The 16,205-nt window shown below is 66.5% G+C and carries 14 protein-coding genes; 6 read left to right on the top strand and 8 right to left on the bottom strand.

Features of this window, described 5'->3' with window-relative positions:
- Positions 1 to 122 precede the first annotated feature (122 nt).
- The 4 genes from FHS48_RS12315 to FHS48_RS12300 form a co-directional block, all read right to left on the bottom strand.
- Positions 123 to 893 carry an amino acid ABC transporter ATP-binding protein gene (locus FHS48_RS12315; RefSeq protein ID WP_311769134.1) on the bottom strand — a complete coding sequence of 257 codons (771 nt, stop codon included), beginning with the start codon at positions 891 to 893 and terminating at the stop codon, positions 123 to 125.
- A gap of 106 nt (positions 894 to 999) precedes the next feature.
- Positions 1,000 to 1,659 carry an amino acid ABC transporter permease gene (locus FHS48_RS12310; RefSeq protein WP_184263869.1) on the bottom strand — a complete coding sequence of 220 codons (660 nt, stop codon included), beginning with the start codon at positions 1,657 to 1,659 and terminating at the stop codon, positions 1,000 to 1,002.
- A 1-nt stretch (position 1,660) separates the two neighbouring features.
- Entirely contained in the window at positions 1,661 to 2,464 is an 804-nt protein-coding gene (locus tag FHS48_RS12305; protein ID WP_311769133.1) for an aspartate/glutamate racemase family protein, read from the bottom strand.
- On the bottom strand, positions 2,395 to 3,264 hold the full coding sequence (locus FHS48_RS12300) for a transporter substrate-binding domain-containing protein (protein ID WP_184263867.1): 870 nt from the start codon (positions 3,262 to 3,264) through the stop codon (positions 2,395 to 2,397). The genes FHS48_RS12305 and FHS48_RS12300 overlap by 70 nt, the downstream gene beginning before the upstream one ends.
- A gap of 257 nt (positions 3,265 to 3,521) precedes the next feature.
- On the opposite strand from FHS48_RS12300, the gene FHS48_RS12295 reads away from it, so the two are divergent.
- Positions 3,522 to 4,436, top strand: coding sequence for a LysR substrate-binding domain-containing protein (locus tag FHS48_RS12295; RefSeq protein ID WP_184263866.1), 915 nt, complete (start codon positions 3,522 to 3,524; stop codon positions 4,434 to 4,436).
- A gap of 90 nt (positions 4,437 to 4,526) precedes the next feature.
- Here FHS48_RS12295 and FHS48_RS12290 read toward each other — a convergent pair whose 3' ends face one another.
- Positions 4,527 to 4,736 (bottom strand): PqqD family protein, encoded by a 210-nt coding sequence (locus FHS48_RS12290; protein ID WP_184263865.1) that lies wholly within the window; start codon positions 4,734 to 4,736, stop codon positions 4,527 to 4,529.
- A gap of 158 nt (positions 4,737 to 4,894) precedes the next feature.
- Here FHS48_RS12290 and FHS48_RS12285 point away from each other — a divergent pair, with 158 nt between their 5' ends.
- The 3 genes from FHS48_RS12285 (at position 4,895) to FHS48_RS12275 (ending at position 8,121) form a co-directional block, all read left to right on the top strand.
- Positions 4,895 to 5,854 (top strand): phosphoenolpyruvate carboxykinase (ATP), encoded by a 960-nt coding sequence (locus tag FHS48_RS12285; protein ID WP_184263864.1) that lies wholly within the window; start codon positions 4,895 to 4,897, stop codon positions 5,852 to 5,854.
- 120 nt (positions 5,855 to 5,974) lie between these two features.
- A complete protein-coding gene (locus tag FHS48_RS12280; RefSeq protein WP_184263863.1) occupies positions 5,975 to 6,148 on the top strand; it encodes a hypothetical protein in 174 nt (57 codons plus the stop codon).
- Between the two features lie 29 nt (positions 6,149 to 6,177).
- Positions 6,178 to 8,121, top strand: a complete 1,944-nt coding sequence (locus FHS48_RS12275; protein WP_260402459.1) for an asparagine synthase-related protein — start codon at positions 6,178 to 6,180, stop codon at positions 8,119 to 8,121.
- Between the two features lie 12 nt (positions 8,122 to 8,133).
- On the opposite strand, the gene FHS48_RS12270 is transcribed toward FHS48_RS12275, so the two are convergent.
- From FHS48_RS12270 to otnI, 3 genes are all read right to left on the bottom strand, one after another.
- On the bottom strand, positions 8,134 to 8,985 hold the full coding sequence (locus FHS48_RS12270) for a sulfotransferase domain-containing protein (RefSeq protein WP_184263862.1): 852 nt from the start codon (positions 8,983 to 8,985) through the stop codon (positions 8,134 to 8,136).
- A 434-nt stretch (positions 8,986 to 9,419) separates the two neighbouring features.
- On the bottom strand, positions 9,420 to 10,841 hold the full coding sequence (locus tag FHS48_RS12265) for a tetratricopeptide repeat protein (RefSeq protein WP_184263861.1): 1,422 nt from the start codon (positions 10,839 to 10,841) through the stop codon (positions 9,420 to 9,422).
- A 26-nt stretch (positions 10,842 to 10,867) separates the two neighbouring features.
- Complete coding sequence (otnI, locus tag FHS48_RS12260; RefSeq protein ID WP_184263860.1) at positions 10,868 to 11,659, bottom strand: 2-oxo-tetronate isomerase; 792 nt, start codon at positions 11,657 to 11,659, stop codon at positions 10,868 to 10,870.
- A 350-nt stretch (positions 11,660 to 12,009) separates the two neighbouring features.
- On the opposite strand from otnI, the gene hemN reads away from it, so the two are divergent.
- Complete coding sequence (gene hemN, locus FHS48_RS12255) at positions 12,010 to 13,359, top strand: oxygen-independent coproporphyrinogen III oxidase (protein ID WP_184263859.1); 1,350 nt, start codon at positions 12,010 to 12,012, stop codon at positions 13,357 to 13,359.
- A gap of 250 nt (positions 13,360 to 13,609) precedes the next feature.
- Positions 13,610 to 16,090 carry an ATP-binding protein gene (locus tag FHS48_RS12250; RefSeq protein WP_184263858.1) on the top strand — a complete coding sequence of 827 codons (2,481 nt, stop codon included), beginning with the start codon at positions 13,610 to 13,612 and terminating at the stop codon, positions 16,088 to 16,090.
- The last annotated feature ends 115 nt before the right edge of the window (positions 16,091 to 16,205 follow it).

Raw genomic sequence — 16,205 nt, 5'->3', positions numbered from 1 at the left:
CCCGGATGGATCCGGGGCCGGATCAGGATGCAGCCGGGGGTCCGCGCCCGGCTGTGTGCCGGGCCGGGGGGCCGCAGTCCTGAAAACAATGATGTGAAACAGTCTGTTCCGATAAGGCCGGATCAGGCCAGACCGTTATGAAAATGACTGAGGAACGCCTGCGTCGCCGGATGCGACGGCTGTTCAATCACCTGCCGGGCGTCGCCCTCTTCCACCACGCAGCCATCGCGCATGAACACCACCCGGTCGGCGACATCGCGGGCGAAGGCCATTTCATGCGTGACCAGCAGCATGGTCATACCCTCCGCCGCCAGCGAACGGATCACCGCCAGCACCTCGCCCACCAGTTCGGGGTCGAGGGCGGAGGTCGCTTCGTCAAACAGCATCACGTCGGGTTTCATCGCCAGCGCCCGGGCAATCGCCACCCGCTGCTTCTGGCCACCGGAGAGGCTGTCCGGGCGCATGCCCGCCTTGTCGGCCAGCCCGACCTTGGCCAGCAGGGCCAGCGCCAGTTCCCGCGCTTCGGCCTTCGGGGTGCCCAGCACCGTCACCGGGCCTTCCATCACGTTCTGCTCCACCGTCATATGCGGAAACAGGTTGAACCCCTGAAACACCATGCCGGTGCGGGCACGGAACGCCGCCAGATCGCGGTCACGCGGCAGGGTCTGGGTGCTGGAGAAATCCATGGCATGGTCGCCGACGCGGATATAGCCGCTGTTGGGCACCGTCAGCAGGTTGATGCTGCGCAGCAGGGTGGATTTCCCCGATCCGCTGGGGCCGATCAGGGCGACCACCGCCCCCTTATCAACGGTCAGGGAAATATCTTTAAGAACCTGAAGGGTGCCGAAGGATTTCTGCACCCCGATCAGCTCGATCATCCGGGTGTTGGACATGGGGGTAAAGCCTTCCGGTCAGGCCCGGCGCATCCCGCGCCGGGCAGAAAGTTGGTGGGGCACCGGTGGGTCACCGAAGAGTCACCGGTGAGATCACCGGCTGCCGTCAATGCCCCGGGCGGGCTTCCAGCCGGTGGGCCAGCCGCGTCAGCGGGAACAGGATGGCGAAGTAGATCACCGCAATCATGGTGTAGGTTTCCAGCGGCCGGTAACTGGCCGAGGTGATCAGCTGGCCCTGATACAGCAGGTCCGGCACCGCCAGCACCGACAGCAGCGAGGTGTTCTTCAGTTGCAGCACCGTCTGGTTGACCAGCGGCGGCACCATCCGCCGCAGCGCCTGCGGCAGCACCACCCGGCGCATCAGCTGCGACCGCCGCATGCCCAGCGCCCGCCCGGCATCCCACTGCCCGAGATCGACGGAAATGATCCCGCCACGGATGATCTCGCCGTAGAACGAGGCCCCGTACAGGGTCAGGGTCAGGAACGCCGCCGTCGCCGGGGTCAGCTCCAGCCCGGTCAGCATCGGCAGGGCGTAGTAGCACCACACCAGCTGCACCAGCACCGGCGTACAGCGGAACACCTCGATGAAGGCGGTGACCACCCATGTGGCGGCGCGCAGGTGCGACAGCCGCAGCAGGGCCACCAGACAGCCCACCACCAGCCCCGACACCGCCGTGGCGATGGTGAACCCGATGGTGTACAGCACGCCGACGCCGATCAGCGCCTTGTACTGCAACAGAAATCCGAAATCCCATTGATACTGCATGTCAGTTCCCTTCAACCCCCGCGCCGGAGCGGACGGGGGGAGCCGCCGCCGCGTGCAGCCAGCGGCCCAGAGTCAGAATATCGTAAACCGGCAGGCCGGTGGCCGCCGTCAGCAGCGCCGAAAACGGCGGCAGATTGGTGCATTCCAGCACCAGCGCCCCGATATCGGGGGCGGAGCGGATCAGCCCCTGCGCCGCAGCCAGCAGTTCCGCCGCCAGCGCGGCGCGGTCGTAAGGCTGGCCGCCTTCGATCATGCCATGGAAGGCCCCGCCGCGTGACAGGCCGGTCACCGGGGGCCGCACCGCCACCCCGGCGGCGGCAAAGTGGGCATCACCCAGCGATCCGGCATCATAGGTGATCACCCCGACCCGCCGCCCCGGTGGCAACGTGGCGGCCACCCACGGCACCTGCAACAGGCTGGAGGTCGCCACCGGCAAGGCCAGCCGCGCCGCCAGCACCGGCTGCCGCAGCACCAGAAACCCGCAGGAGGTGGTCAGGGCACAGGCCCCGGCGCGGCGCAGGTCTTCCCCCGCCGCCACAAAGGCCTCCAGCAGCGGGCCATCCTGCCCGTTGACCACCATGCGGGCGGTGGCGCCGCTGACCGTCCGGTACAGCACCGGAAACGGCCAGCTTGCCGCATTGCCGACATCCCCCGGCGGGCGGGGGAAGGCGGTATCGAGCATGATAATGCCCAGCGGTGCGGTCATCGCGCCCCTCTTTTCCTGCGCAACCGGAATCAGAACTGGAGATCCGCCGGGATATCCTGCTTTTCCACCCCGACCAGCTCCAGGCTGGAGGTGATCCACCCGGTGACCACGCCGGAGGAGCGGTTGAATTCCAGCCAGTTATCGACAAAGGTGCGGAAGCGCGGGCTGTCTTCCGCCCGCACCCCGGCGCAGGTCGGCTGCCGGATCTGCGGACCGGGGATCACGATCTTGCCGACAGTGCGGTTCTTCTTCACCGTCACCAGCGACAGCATCGCCACCTGAATCACCGCATCGGCCCGGCCGGACTGCACCGACAGCGTGGCCTCATCCGGGGTCTTCAGGGCCAGCAGGGTGGCCTTCGGCAGCACCCGGCGGGCGAACAGGTCGTGGGTGGAGCCGATATCAACGGCAATCTTCACCTCCGGCCGGTTCATCTCTTCCCACGTTTTCGGCTCAAACCCCGGGCGGGCGATGATGGTGAAGGTGTTCTGCATGATCGGGCGGGTGAATTCCACCACCAGCGCCCGCGACGGCGTCGGGCTGAGACCGAACATGATGTCAATCTTGCCGGACTGAAGATCCAGCACCGCATTGCCCCAGGTGGTTTCGCTGATTTCCAGCTCGGCTTCCATCGCCTTGGCCAGATCCTGCGCCATGCTCATGCAGAAGCCGGACCACGCCCCGGTGGCGATATCCTTGTGGTAATAGGGCTCGGTGCCGACAATGCCCGCCACTTTCAGCTTCTTGGTGCTGCGGATGCGGTCGAAGGTTGAGCCCTGCGGCTGCTGCGCCAGCGCCGGGGCCGAAACCGCCGTCACCGCCGCCCCGGCGGTTGCCGCCGCCACCGCCCCGGTGCCCGCCAGCCCGAGAAGGCTGGCAAATTCTCGCCTGTTCATCATGATGGATCCTCTTGTGCCTGACTGCGTGAGGTCTTCGGGGTATGGGCCGCCGCGCCCGCAGTGTCCTCCCAGATGCCGGGGGTGCGGCGGTAACAGACTGATGTTCCTGAGGATCTTTCCGGCACAGGGCCTGTGTCCGGGGGCTGATCCTGCTGTGCCCCCAGTGTGGCCGGACTGCCCCCTGAAATTAAAACATTGAAAAATCTCTGTTACATGACTTTTAGTCATGATGAGACTTTCCGGACCGGACTCCCCCCATGCGCCGCTATCTGCCGTCCCTGTCTGCCCTGCATGCCTTTGAGGCCGCCGCCCGCTACATGAACTTCACCAAGGCGGCGGATGATCTGGGCCTGACCCAGAGCGGCATCAGCCGCCAGATCAAGAACCTTGAGGATTTTCTGGGGGTTACCCTGTTCCACCGCTCCGGCCCCCGGCTGGTGCTGACCGAGGTGGGGGCCACCTATTACCGCAATCTGGCGCTGGCGCTGGACCGGCTGCACGAAATCTCGATCGACGCGGTGCGCGGCCGCACACTGGATGCGACGCTGATGATCGGCACCCATCCGGTGCTGGGGGCGCACTGGCTGCCTGCCCGGCTGGGATCTTTCATCCGTGCCCATCCGGATATCCCGCTGGAAATCCTGATTGCCACCCCGGAGACGGACTTTGAAACCACCCGCCTTGATCTGGCGATCCTGCGCGGCGGCGGGTCGTGGCTGCATGCCCGGGCGGTGGAGCTGTTTCCCGAATATCTGGCGGTGGTGGCCTCCCCCGGGCTGATCCCGCCGGACCAGCCACAGGCCGCCGGGGCCTTCTGGCAATACCCGATGCTCCAGAATGCCGGACGGTCCACCCTGTGGCTGCACTGGCTGCAACTGATCGGCCACAGCTACACCGGCACCATTCAGGGCAACCGCTTTGCCAACAACAACATGCTGATCAACGCCGCCATCCACGGGCTGGGCATTGCCGTGGTGCCGACCTGCTTTATCGAGAATGAACTGAAACAGGGCCTGCTGCACCTGCCGTTCGGCCCGCCGGTAGCCTCCGGCGATTCTTACTTTGCGGTCTACCCGGAACGGAAGGCGCATCAGGCCAATATCATCCTGATGCGGGACTGGCTGCTGCGGCAGACCCATGAGCTGCGGCACGGCAGCGTTTTAAAAGACTAGCTGCGGCACGGCAGCGCCCTAAAAGACTAGCTGCGGCACGGCAGCGCCTTAAAAGGGTGGCGACAGGACAGCCCTCCCCCTGAACTCCGATCAGCACACGCGGATCAATCCTGCACTGTGCAGATAGGCCAGAAACTCCAGAGTTTCCCGCTCAATGTCCTGAGGATCAGCGGCATAGACAGCGGCCAGATCCGCACACAGGGCCGACACCTGAACCGGTTCAGCCAGCCGCTCCCACAGATCGCGTCCACTCAGCACAAGGGAGTAATACTTCCCCTCCTTTGCGTTTAGGACAACCATCTGATCTCCAATGTCGGTAAAAACAATATTTGCATCATGACAAACGAAATTCATTTTATCGGGCATGCCCCATAACCTCACATTATTTAATATTTTTATTCCAATATATTTATATTCAGCCTATATGGCTCAGGCGTCAACGCTGAACTGTCCCTGCCATGCCCACACAATTACAGCCGTTTTCTGCGGGGGCCTGCCTTTCCGGCGGCCTGTACAGTCTGTTCGGATGGTGCGTCTCCTCAGAGATCCCCCTGCCGGAACTCCGCTGCTGGAGCGGGCCGGACCGGCCCGCCGATGTCCTGATCCGCACCGGGCAGGTTCCTCCCCTGAACGGGGATACGCGGCAGGTCGGCCCACTGATCACCTTCACGGAAACCGCCCTGCGGTTTGATATGCCCGGGGTGGCGGTTTACCGCGTCGACGGCGGCAGTGCGGTGACGGTGGAACCGGCCCCCGGCGTGTTGCCGGAATCTCCGGAAATCCGGCTGTTTCTGTTTGGCACGGTCCTCGCCGTCCTGTGTTTCCGCCGGGGGCTTCTGCCACTGCATGCCAGCGCGGTTGAGGTGGACGGACAGGCCCTGCTGCTGACCGGCCCGTCCGGGATCGGCAAATCAACGCTGGCCGCCGTGCTGGTGGCCCGCGGGCACCCCCTGCTGTCCGACGACCTTTGCGCGCTGGACGTCTCCCGTCCCGATGCGCCGCTGATTCTGCCCTGTACCCCGCACCTGAAGCTCTGGCAGGAGAGTGCCAGCCACCTGAACATCCGCACCGATGGCCTGCTGCCGGTCCGGGACGGGCTGGAGAAATTCAGGATCCCGGTCGCGGCCACCGCCGAGGCCCTGACACCGGGGGCCGCCGTCCTTCTCAGCCGGACCACGCGGGCAGAGCAGGCAGGCCTCCGCCGCCTGCACGGGGCAGAGGCCCTGAACCATGAAATGGTCCACCGGCCCCGTCTGGGCATCGCCCTTGGATATCAGCCCCGCATGCTGCTGGGGCTGGCGGCACTGGCCCGGACAGCCCCGGTCTTTCAGCTGGACCGGACCGACACGCTGGAGGACCTGCCGGAGCTGGCCGACGCCGTGACCGGGCTGATCCGGAAACAGCATCCGGATGGATAGGCCGCCGCCGGGGTCCAGAAAGATCAATCGGGGTTTACTGCGTGCAGGGAGCCCCTATCAAGAATTCCCCTAAAATATTAAGCTATTTTTCTGCGCAGCAATCATCGGGATGCCAAACTTATGACAGATCTCAAAACAGACACTCCCGGGTCCCTGCCCTCTGCTCCGGTGCCCTGTCCCAAAAAGGAATGGGTTACCCCGCTGTCCACCGTCAGCACCTCGGCGGTGAAGCATCTGACCGAAGGAAACATCTCCGCCGGTGATGATGGCTCCGGGACCTATACGCTGTCGTAAGGCAGGCGTCCGGCACGGATCCGGGCCAGATGGGATGCCTGACTGACCTGACAGGCTCGGTCTCCTTCGGGGCGGAGCCTCTCAGCCCGTGGCTGCGGGAGCGGTTCTACACGTCTTCCCGGCAGGACGGGGCGGTGGCCCTGCCCGGCCTCCACGCCGGTTTTCTGGCGGCGCCGCACCCCGGCAGACGCTCTGCGCCTAAGGGATCTGGCGGATCTGGCGCCGCCGACTGCGGTCCGGCGGGTCACATCACGCTGTTCAGCGGCTTCCTGTTTGAACGCGAGGCTCTGGCCCGCGCGCTGGACGGGGATCCGGCATGGCCGGATGCCCGGCTGACAGCCCGCTGGATCACCCGCCACGGCCTCGACCGGCTGGGGGATCTGGCCGGGGATTATGCCCTGTCGTACTGGAACCCCGGGCAGCGCAGGCTGCATCTGGCGGTGGCCCCGATGGGCAGCCGCCTGCTGTACTGGAGCCGCAGCGGCGGGGTCTTCCACTTCTCAACAACCGCAGCCGGTCTGCTCCGTCTGCCCGATGTCTGCCGGGATCTTGATCCCCTGCATCTGACGGCCCGTCTGGCGGCCATGACCGGGGACCCGGCGCGCACCGTGTACCGGGAGATCCATCAGGTCATCCCCGGCAACAGGCTGACCGTCAGCCCGGACGGGCACCGGACCACCGCCCTGTGGCAGCCGGACCTGTCACGCCGCCTGCATCTGGCCGATGACGGTGCCTATCTGGATGCGGCGGAGGAACTTCTGGACCGCGCCGTCGCCCGCCGTCTGCACCACGCCCGCGCCCCGGCCTTTCTGGCCAGCGGCGGGCTGGACAGTTCCGCCGTCCTGACCTCGGCCCTCCGGCTGGCCGGGGACGACCGGGTCCGGGCCTATACCATCGTCCCGCCGCCGGGGCTGGCGGTGCAGGCCGCCCCCGGCTGGTACGCCGATGAAACCCCGAAGATGCAGGATCTGGCGGCGCAGAGGCCCGCCCTGTCGGTCACCCTGTGCAGCGACGATGCCCCGTCTCCGCTGGAAACCACCCCGGCCCACCTGTTCATGGCCACCGGCCTGCCCTGCATCATTGCCAGTCAGATCGGGTGGCTGGATATCGCCTACCGGCGGATGCGGCAGGCCGGGCACGATGTGGCCCTGACCGGGCAGAGCGGTAACTTCTCCCTCAGTTACGACGGTCACCTCTGCGGTGCCGACCTGATGCGGGAGGGCCACCCCCTGACCGCGCTGCGGCTGCTGTGGCAAAGCGCCCGGTATCAGGGAAAAGCCTTTTTGCCGACCCTGCGGCAGACCGTCATCGCCCCGCTTCTGCCGGACAGCCTGTATTACCGTCAGCGCCGCTGGCGGCGGATGCCGCCGCCGCTGACCGCCGGACCGCTGTTCCGCCCCGGCTGGCTGGACCGGATCGGCCTTGCCGGGTATCTGGCCGACAACGCCGAGCAGGCCCTTCAGGAACGCGGCAGAGGATCGCGGGAACAGATCCTTCACTTCCTGCTGAAACGGCGGGCCATGGCCCTGCCGAACACCCATGCGCTGGAGCGGATCCACGGACTCGAGATCCGGGATATCTACGCCGACCGCGATCTGCTGGAGTTCATGCTCGCCCTGCCGCGCCAGCAGTTCCTGCTTGACGGGCGGCCCCGCAGTCTGGCCCGGCGGCTGCTGGAACGGCAGGGGGTTCCCGCCTCCATCACCCGGGAGACGCTGGCCGGACAGCAGCGGGTGGACTGGAACCACCGCCAGACCCGGCAGCTTGCCGAGTTCGCGGCGGATCTTGACTCCTTCAGCCACACCCCCCTGCTCGCTGATATGCTGGACCTGCCCCGCATGCGGCAGATGCTGGCGGACTGGCCCGCAACCGGCCCCCCCCATGCCACCATGCGGCTGTCGCACGGCTTTTACTTCACCAACGCCATCCAGATCGGGCGTTTTGTCCGCTGGGCATCCGGCAGCAACGGATAAGGGCCGCCCCGGTCACGGGCCATCGAGATAGCCCAGCCGCCGCATGACCGCCCCGTGATCGCGGCAGATGCGATCCGCCTGCACGGCGGTGAGGCCGGAGCGCCAGCCGCCGACGGCCCCGGCCCCGAAAAAGCGGTTCCGGCTGAGATTTTCGCTAAAGCCGTTTTCAGCCTCCTGCCGGCGCAGGGTCTCCAGCGCCGTTTCCGCCACCGCCGCCGCCACCCTGCCGGGATCAACCGGATACCCCAGATGCGGCAGGAGCGTGCCCAGCGCGGTGGCAGGATCCCGCCGCATGTCTTCATACCGGATCACGGCGACGGCAAACGGATGCGGATCAAGCCAGCTGGCGACATGCTCACTCCAGCTGCCCAGCAGGGTCACCAGTTGCCCGCCCTGCCGCCGCACCGACGCCCCGCGCCGGTGCCCCGGCTCCGCCATCACCGCAATCGCCCTCTCCACCGGGCAGTCCAGAAGCCGGGCCAGAGACAGCGCTACATCACGGGGATCCCGGACCAGACAGACCCCGCCGAGGGTAACATCCGCCGGAAGCAGCCAGTCTCCGCCGGGCAGTCTCAAGCGCATGTCATGGGTTTTCAGCGCCACCGGCCCCGCCGCGCGCCCACACACCGCCCGCAGCACCGTCGGGCGCAGGGCCAGAACCTCCGCCGGGGTCAGGTCCCCCGTCGACACCCCCAGCACATCATCGGCAAAGGACCGGCTGTACATCAGGCCAGACATCTGACTGGCCCACGACAGGGCATTGATATCCACCGCCCCGCCCCCGCGCTGATAACTGTCCAGCATCAGCCGCAGCCACGTATTGCCGGAGCGGGGATAGGAAGCCAGCCAGTAAAGTCCCTGCATGCCTGATATCCACTGTCGGAAACCGCTCTCGGCCGACGATACTATCCGCCCCCGTGGGCTTTGCCCACACCCACCCCCGTGGGCTTTGCCCACACCCACCCCCCGTGGGCTTTGCCCACACCCACCAAGGGCCATTGGCCCTTGGATCCCGTTTTTGGGGGCCATTGGCCCTTGGATCCCCTTTCTTGGGGGCCACTGGCCCTTGGATCCCCTTTCTTGGGGCCATTGGCAAACCCCATCAGCAGATGAGTCCTGTTGTTTCCGCAGGGCTTTGCCCTGCAAACAAAAAACAGCCGAACGGCTGCACTGCTGCCGGTTTTCCCCCAAAACGAGGTGAAGGAGGCCGCGCCTCCTTCTGGGGCGTGGGGCAAAGCCCCACAGAAGCGGTCGTGTGTGGGGGGGGGAAGACGGCTCAGGAACGCAAGCCGCCCGCCCTATGCTCCCTCCGCCGCTTTCAGGAAGGCTTTCAGCCCGTCCGGACCGGTGGGCATGGCGCACAGGTCATCCTCCTCCGGCGGCTGGGGCCGGGGCTGGGCCGGGCGGTCGGGGCCACCCCACAGCAGGGTGTCGGTATCCGCCGCCGGGTTTTCCAGCCGGGCGCAGGCCCAGACATCGTAGGACACCAGATTGACCACGGCGGCAAAATGGCCGGTGTTGCAGGCGTGCGGGGTGCAGCCGCCAAACAGCAGCCAGCCGGTCTGGTCCACCACCGGCTCCGCCACCGTCATCGGCCGCAGCGCCGCCACCGCCTCTGTCCCCAGCACGGCGGTCAGGCGGGCTTTCAGGTCCGGCACATCCAGCAGGATATGGCCGCGCACCCGGTCATGTGGGTGTTTGCCGACCCAGCCGCGCAGGTCGGCCGGGCCGGTGAACAGCGGCGCTGTTTTTGGCTGCCAGCGCGGCAGATCGCGCCGGATCACCGCCGCCTGTGCCGGTGGGGTTTCGGCCTCGGCCTGTCCGGCGGCGGTCTGGGCCGCCTGCCGCAGGTCCGGCGTCGGCAGGGCCTGCGCCGCCAGCAGCAGCCATGCCAGTGCCGCGGCCGGATCCTTCCGCCCGCCGGAGCCTTCCAGCAGGCTTTTGCCCAGCAGATACTGGCCGGTGGCCTCCCCCTGCTCCGCCGCCAGCTGGAACCAGCGGGCCGCCGCCACCGGGTCGGCGCTGATCTGGCCCAGCCGCACCAGTGCCGGGGCGAAATGCAGCTCCGCCGCCAGTGTGAACAGCGCCTGCGCCTGTGCCGGATCTGCTGCCATCCCCCGCCCGGACTGGGCCATCAGGCCGACCGTATAGGCGGCCTCCGGCTGCGGGGAGAACCGCAGCGGCCACAGCAGGCGCAGCGCCGCATCATCCTCGTCCCGGTCAAAGGCGGCCAGCCCGGCCCGAAGCTGTTCCTCCGGCGGCTGCGGCGGCAACGGCTGGAACCCGGAGGCGGTGGTGTAAACCCAGACCTCGGTGTCAAAATCGAAGATCAGCTGGCGGTCGGTCGCCAGCAGGGTATAGGCCCCGCAGGTGCCGACCGGCGGACTGAGCAGCGGCACCACCGCCGCCAGATCCAGCACCCGGTACAGGCCATCGCAGGCGTTGCCGCCATCGCCATAGGCCAGCACCACCCATTTCGGGGCCTGTGCGCCAGGAGTCTGCCCGGCGGGATAGGCGCCCTCGACCGACAGGCTCCACGCCTCGGTCTCCGGCGGGCCGAACGGCTGCCCGTTGAGCAGGATCTGATGCGGGCCGCCGGGCTGGCCTGTCACCTGCACTGGCACCTGAACCGGTCGGGCTGGATCCGCAGCGAAGGACGGGGATGTCAGCAGCAGCCCGGCCAGTGCCGCCACCGCCGCCTTCATCCGCCCGGTCCGCATCGGTCTGCCTCCCCGGTTCCGCCGCCTCAGCCTTCCTTCGGCTGAAGCCATTCCTTCGCCCAGCGCAGCCCGGCGGTGGTGTTGATGCGCGGCTTGTATTCGCAGCCGACCCAGCCATCGTAGCCGGAGCTGTCGAGCAGATCGAACAGGTAACGGAAATTGATTTCGCCCAGCTGGTCCGGCTCGTGCCGCCCCGGGGCCCCGGCAATCTGGATGTGGCGGATCTTTTCGAAGTTGCCTTCGATGAAGTCGGTCAGGTTCCCCTGTGTCATCTGCGCGTGATAGATATCGTACAGCAGGTGCAGGTTGGGGCGGTCCAGTTCCTCGATCACCCGCGCCGCGTCATCCGGGCGGTTGAGGAAGTAGCCCGGCATGTCCACCGGGTTGATGGCTTCCAGCACCACATGCAGGCCTTCGGCGTGCAGTTCATCGGCGGCATAGGCGATGTTCTTCAGATAGGTGTCCAGCGCCACATCCCACTGCTCTTCCGGCACCACCCCGGCCATGATGTGGACGGTGGTGCAGTCGAGGAACTCGGCGTAATTCACCACCAGCTCCAGGTTGGCCTTAAACTCATCCTCGCGGCCCGGCACGGCGGCAAGGCCGCGTTCGCCCTTGGCCCAGTCGCCCGGCGGGGCGTTGAAGGCCGCCACTTTCAGGCCTGCCATCGCCGCCTTGTCGCCCACCACTTCCGCCGGTTCCAGATAGGGGAACTGCATCTCGCAGCCCTTGAACCCGGCCTGTGCCGCCGCCGCGAAGCGGTCGAGGAACGGCAGGTCGGTGAACAGCATAGACAGATTGGCGGCAAAACGCGGCATGGAGCCTCCGGCGGCGCGTGGGGGGATTCTTCGCCGCGACTATACTCCCGCCCCCGAGAAAGGAAAGGGGGCGGGTAAAATCCGGCACCGGCCCAGAGGAAGAACCGGGCCGGAGGTCACAAAGAAAGGAAAGAGTGGCCCAAGGCCATAAAGAAAGGAAAGGCGTGCGGGTAAAATCTGGAACCGGTATGATCTGCGTCAAGGCGGATGCCAAGACACTTGCGCAGGATGCCACCGCCCCCACATAGTGCGCAGCATCTGTGCCGCGCCGTAACCGGATACCCTGATCCCCCTGCCCACGCGGGGCGGGATCGGATAAAAAACCTCCGGGCAAAGGAATACCGAGAGAGATGAGACAGGACCTCGTCGCCAAATACGATCTGCGCCTGCCGCGCTACACCAGCTATCCCACCGCGCCGCACTTTTCGCCGGCGGTGACGGGCAGCACTTATGAAGGCTGGCTGGCGGGGCTGGATCCGGCGACGCCGCTGTCGCTGTACCTCCACATCGCCTATTGCGCCGAAATGTGCTGGTTCTGTGGCTGCCACACCAAGATCACCCGCAGGTATGATCCGGTGGCGGAGTACCTTGAGGTGCTGATGCAGGAGATTGAGCTGCTGGCGTCGAAGCTGCCGGGCCGCTTCTCCGCCCGGCATGTGCATTTCGGCGGCGGCAGCCCGACCATCCTGTCGGCGGAGGATTTCTCCCGCCTGATCGCCCACCTGAAGGACCATTTCGACATCGCCGACGGTGCCGAAATCGCCGTGGAGCTGGACCCGCGCACCGCCGACGAGGCCTATGTGCAGGCGATGGCCACCGCCGGGGTCACCCGTGCCAGCATCGGCGTGCAGGACTTCAACCGCCGGGTTCAGGAAGCCGTCAACCGCATCCAGCCCTATGAAGAGGTCGCCGAGGTCACCGGCTGGCTGCGCAAACACGGCATCAGTGAAATCAACATGGACCTGATCTACGGCCTGCCGTATCAGACCGTGGACACCATCGTCGAGACCATCGACCAGTCGCTGACCCTGAAGCCGCGCCGCATCAGCCTGTTCGGCTATGCCCATGTGCCGTGGATGCGCAAGCACCAGACCCTGATCCCGGAAGAGGCGCTGCCGGGGCTGGAAGAACGCTGGGTGCAGTACGAAACCGCCCAGAAGCGCCTTCAGGATCACGGCTATATCTCCGTCGGCCTCGACCACTTCGCGCTGGCCGATGACGAAATGGCGCTGGCCCTGACCAACAAGCAACTGCACCGTAATTTTCAGGGCTACACCACCGATGCGGCGGAAGTGCTGATCGGCCTCGGGGCCTCGGGCATCGGTTCGCTGCCGCAGGGCTATGTCGCCAATGAAGGCGAGCTGCACGCCTGGAAGCGGATGGTGCTGGACGGCGTGTTGCCGACCAAGCGCGGCATCGCCATCAGCGACGAGGACCGCCTGCGCCGCGAGGTGATCGAGCGCCTGATGTGCGATCTGGAAATCGACCTTGCCGCCATGGCCCGCGCCCATGGCCGCCCGGAGGACCACTTCGCCGCCGAACTGGACGGAATGAGCGATCTGGAGGCTGACGGCGTGCTGGTGCGTGACGGCTTCACCCTGCGCATCACCGAAGACGGCCGCCCGCTGGTCCGCGCCGCCGCCGCCCGCTTTGACCAATACCTGCGCACCGGGGAACTGCGGCATTCCAAGGCGATCTGACAGGATGGGCTGACACCGTTGGCCGGGCCTCTCCCGGGGCGGGTCGTACACCGTGCGGTCGGAAGAAGCCCGGCCCCTCCGGCAAAAGGCTGAGATCCTGCCCGTTTTTCAGCCCACTCCCGGGGCCTGCCCAACAATTGGATCCGTTTTTGCATCTGCGCTCTTGAGTTCCCGCCCCCGGACCCGCTATCGTCCGGGGGTGGCATCCGGCTGACTGCAAAGAACGCAGCCGGACAAGGAACCGGGACCGGTGCAGGGCAGCCAGACCAGACCTATTATCCTGACAGCACTCGTCTGTCTGGCGACGCTGTGGATTCTGGCCGTTCTTGACGGCATCAACAACTATTTCATCATCCGCCGCGCCGCCGAAACGCGGATCATGGCCTCGGCCCGCATCATCGAGACCCGTCTGGTGCAGGTGCTGCGCCAGACCGAACTGTTCATCGACGATCTGGCGCTGGCCGAACGCTTCCCCGAAACCCCCACCGCCGTCAGCCCCCCGGCCCGCCCGGCGGAAACCACCCCCCGCGCCCACCTGCCGGAAGAATCAGTCCTGACCTCGCTGCGCGGGCAGCTGGAGCAGGACGCCATCCTGCGCGGCAAACCGCAGAACCTGACGGTGGTCAACCGCAGCGGTAAAATCGTCCGCGCCACCAGTGCCGGGCTGATCGGGCAGGATGTCAGCCACCGTTATTACTTCCGCGCCATCGCCGACCATCCGGCCCGTGATACGCTGGTGATCGGCGAGGTGATCCGCTCCCCCCTCGGCGGCTATATCTTTGTCGCCTCCAAGGGGTTCTGGCGCACCGAGAACCAGCTGGACTTTGCCGTCACCGCCTCGCTGCCGCAGACGATGCTGACCGAAATCCTCCGCAGTTCTCTCACCGAATCCGGCTCGGAACGGGTGGCCCTGTCCAACACCAATCACGATCTGCTGGCCCGCTTTCCCGATCCGCCGGAAAACCCGGTGGGAGAAAAGCGCCTGAGCCCGGCCCTGAAGGAATTCATCGCCAGCGGAGCGCGGGAAGCGGTGCTGGATGCCCCCAGCGGGGCCGATGGCGAGGCGCGGATCTTCGCCCTGCGCCGCACCCAGCCCTATGGGGTGGACATCACCGTGTCGCTGCCGCTGCGCGAGGTGCTGCGCCCGTGGTTCCGTCAGCTGGCGGTGGTGGTGACCATCTCCGGCCTGCTGACGGCACTGATCCTGTTCATCACCCGGCAGGCGATCACCCGCGAGATCAGCCGCAGCCGCGCCGAAATCCGCCTGCGCGAGACCGAAAGCGAACTCAGCCGGGCCCAGAAGCTGGCCCGCATCGGCAGCTGGCGGCCCACCCCCGACGGATCGGCGATCCTGCTGTCAGACCAGATGTATTCCCTGCTGGACCTGAAACCCGGCACCCGGATGACGCAGGAGCAGCTGGCGGACTACATCCACCCCGATGACCGGCTGGATGTGCGCGCCGCCTATGAACGGGCCAGCGATGGCACGGCGGTGGACCTGATCCACCGCATCGTCACCCCCTGCGGCCAGCGCTGGGTCCGCCAGCACGGCGAACTGCTGTTTGATGGCAACGGCGTCGCGGTCTCCGGGGTCTGTACCTTGCAGGACATCACCCGCCTGAAACAGGCGGAAGAGCTGATCCTGCAATCGCGCGACCATTACCTGCGGCTGCTGGAAACCTTTCCGTCGCTGGTGTGGCGTTCGGTCTCCGACGGGCTGCCGCGTTACTTCAACCAGACCTGGCTGGATTTTACCGGCCGCACGCTGGAGCAGGAACAGAACGGCGGCTGGCTGGGCGGCATCCATGATGATGATCTGGCACTGGTGCGCGATACGCTGGGCAGCCATCTGGCCCGCAAGCTGCCGTTCACCGTGGAATTCCGCCTGCGCCGCGCCGATGGCGAATACCGCTGGCTGCGCTGCATCGCCCACCCCTTCACCGATATGGACGGCACCTTTGCCGGATACATCGGTGCCGGGTTCGACATCACCGAACAGCGGCAGCTGCTGGAAAACCTTGAACGGTCGAATGCCGAACTGGAACAGTTCGCCTATATCGCCAGCCATGACCTGCGCGAACCGCTGCGGATGATCTCCAGCTACCTCAACCTGATCGAACGCCGCCTTGGCCCCGGCATGGACCCTGAGCTTGCCGAATTCTTCGGCTATGCCCGCGACGGGGCGCAGCGGATGAACCGCCTGATCCTTGATGTGCTGGAATTCTCCCGCGTCGGGCGGCTGTCCACCCCGCCGCGCCCGGTGGAGATGGCGGCCCCGGTGCGGCAGGCCATCACCGACCTCGGGCCGCTGGTCACCGACAGCGGCGCCCGCATCATCGTGCAGGCCCCGCTGCCGGGCGTGCAGGGCAACGAGGAGGAGCTGATCCGCCTGTTCCAGAACCTGCTGTCCAACGCCATTCAGTACCGCAGCCCGGACCGGGTGCCGGAAATCACCGTTTCCTGCCAGCCGGGGCGGCATGCCCACCAGTTTTCGGTGCGGGATAACGGCATCGGCATCCCGCCGGACCAGTTTGACCGTATCTTCCGCATCTTCCAGCGCCTGCATGGCCGGGAGACCAAGGCCGGAAGCTCCGGGATCGGGCTGGCGATCTGCAAGAAGATCGTCGAATTCCACGGCGGTAAAATCTGGGCCGAGTCTGACGGCACCGAGACCGGCGGCACCACCTTCCACTTCACCCTGCCCGCCGCAGCGGAGGACTTTGCCGCCTGACCGGCAGCCGGGCCGGAACAGGAGGGCTTGCCCCGCTCTGGCCGGGCGGGTACAAACACGCCAGATTTTTCCCGCTCCCGTTCTGCCTCCCCCTGTCCAGTTCCCCCGGAGACAC

The sequence above is a fragment of the Novispirillum itersonii genome (assembly GCF_014205675.1).
Lineage (GTDB): Bacteria > Pseudomonadota > Alphaproteobacteria > Rhodospirillales > Rhodospirillaceae > Novispirillum > Novispirillum itersonii_A.
The sequence above is the reverse complement of the archived record's forward strand: the minus strand, read 5'-3'. Positions and strand labels throughout refer to the sequence as shown.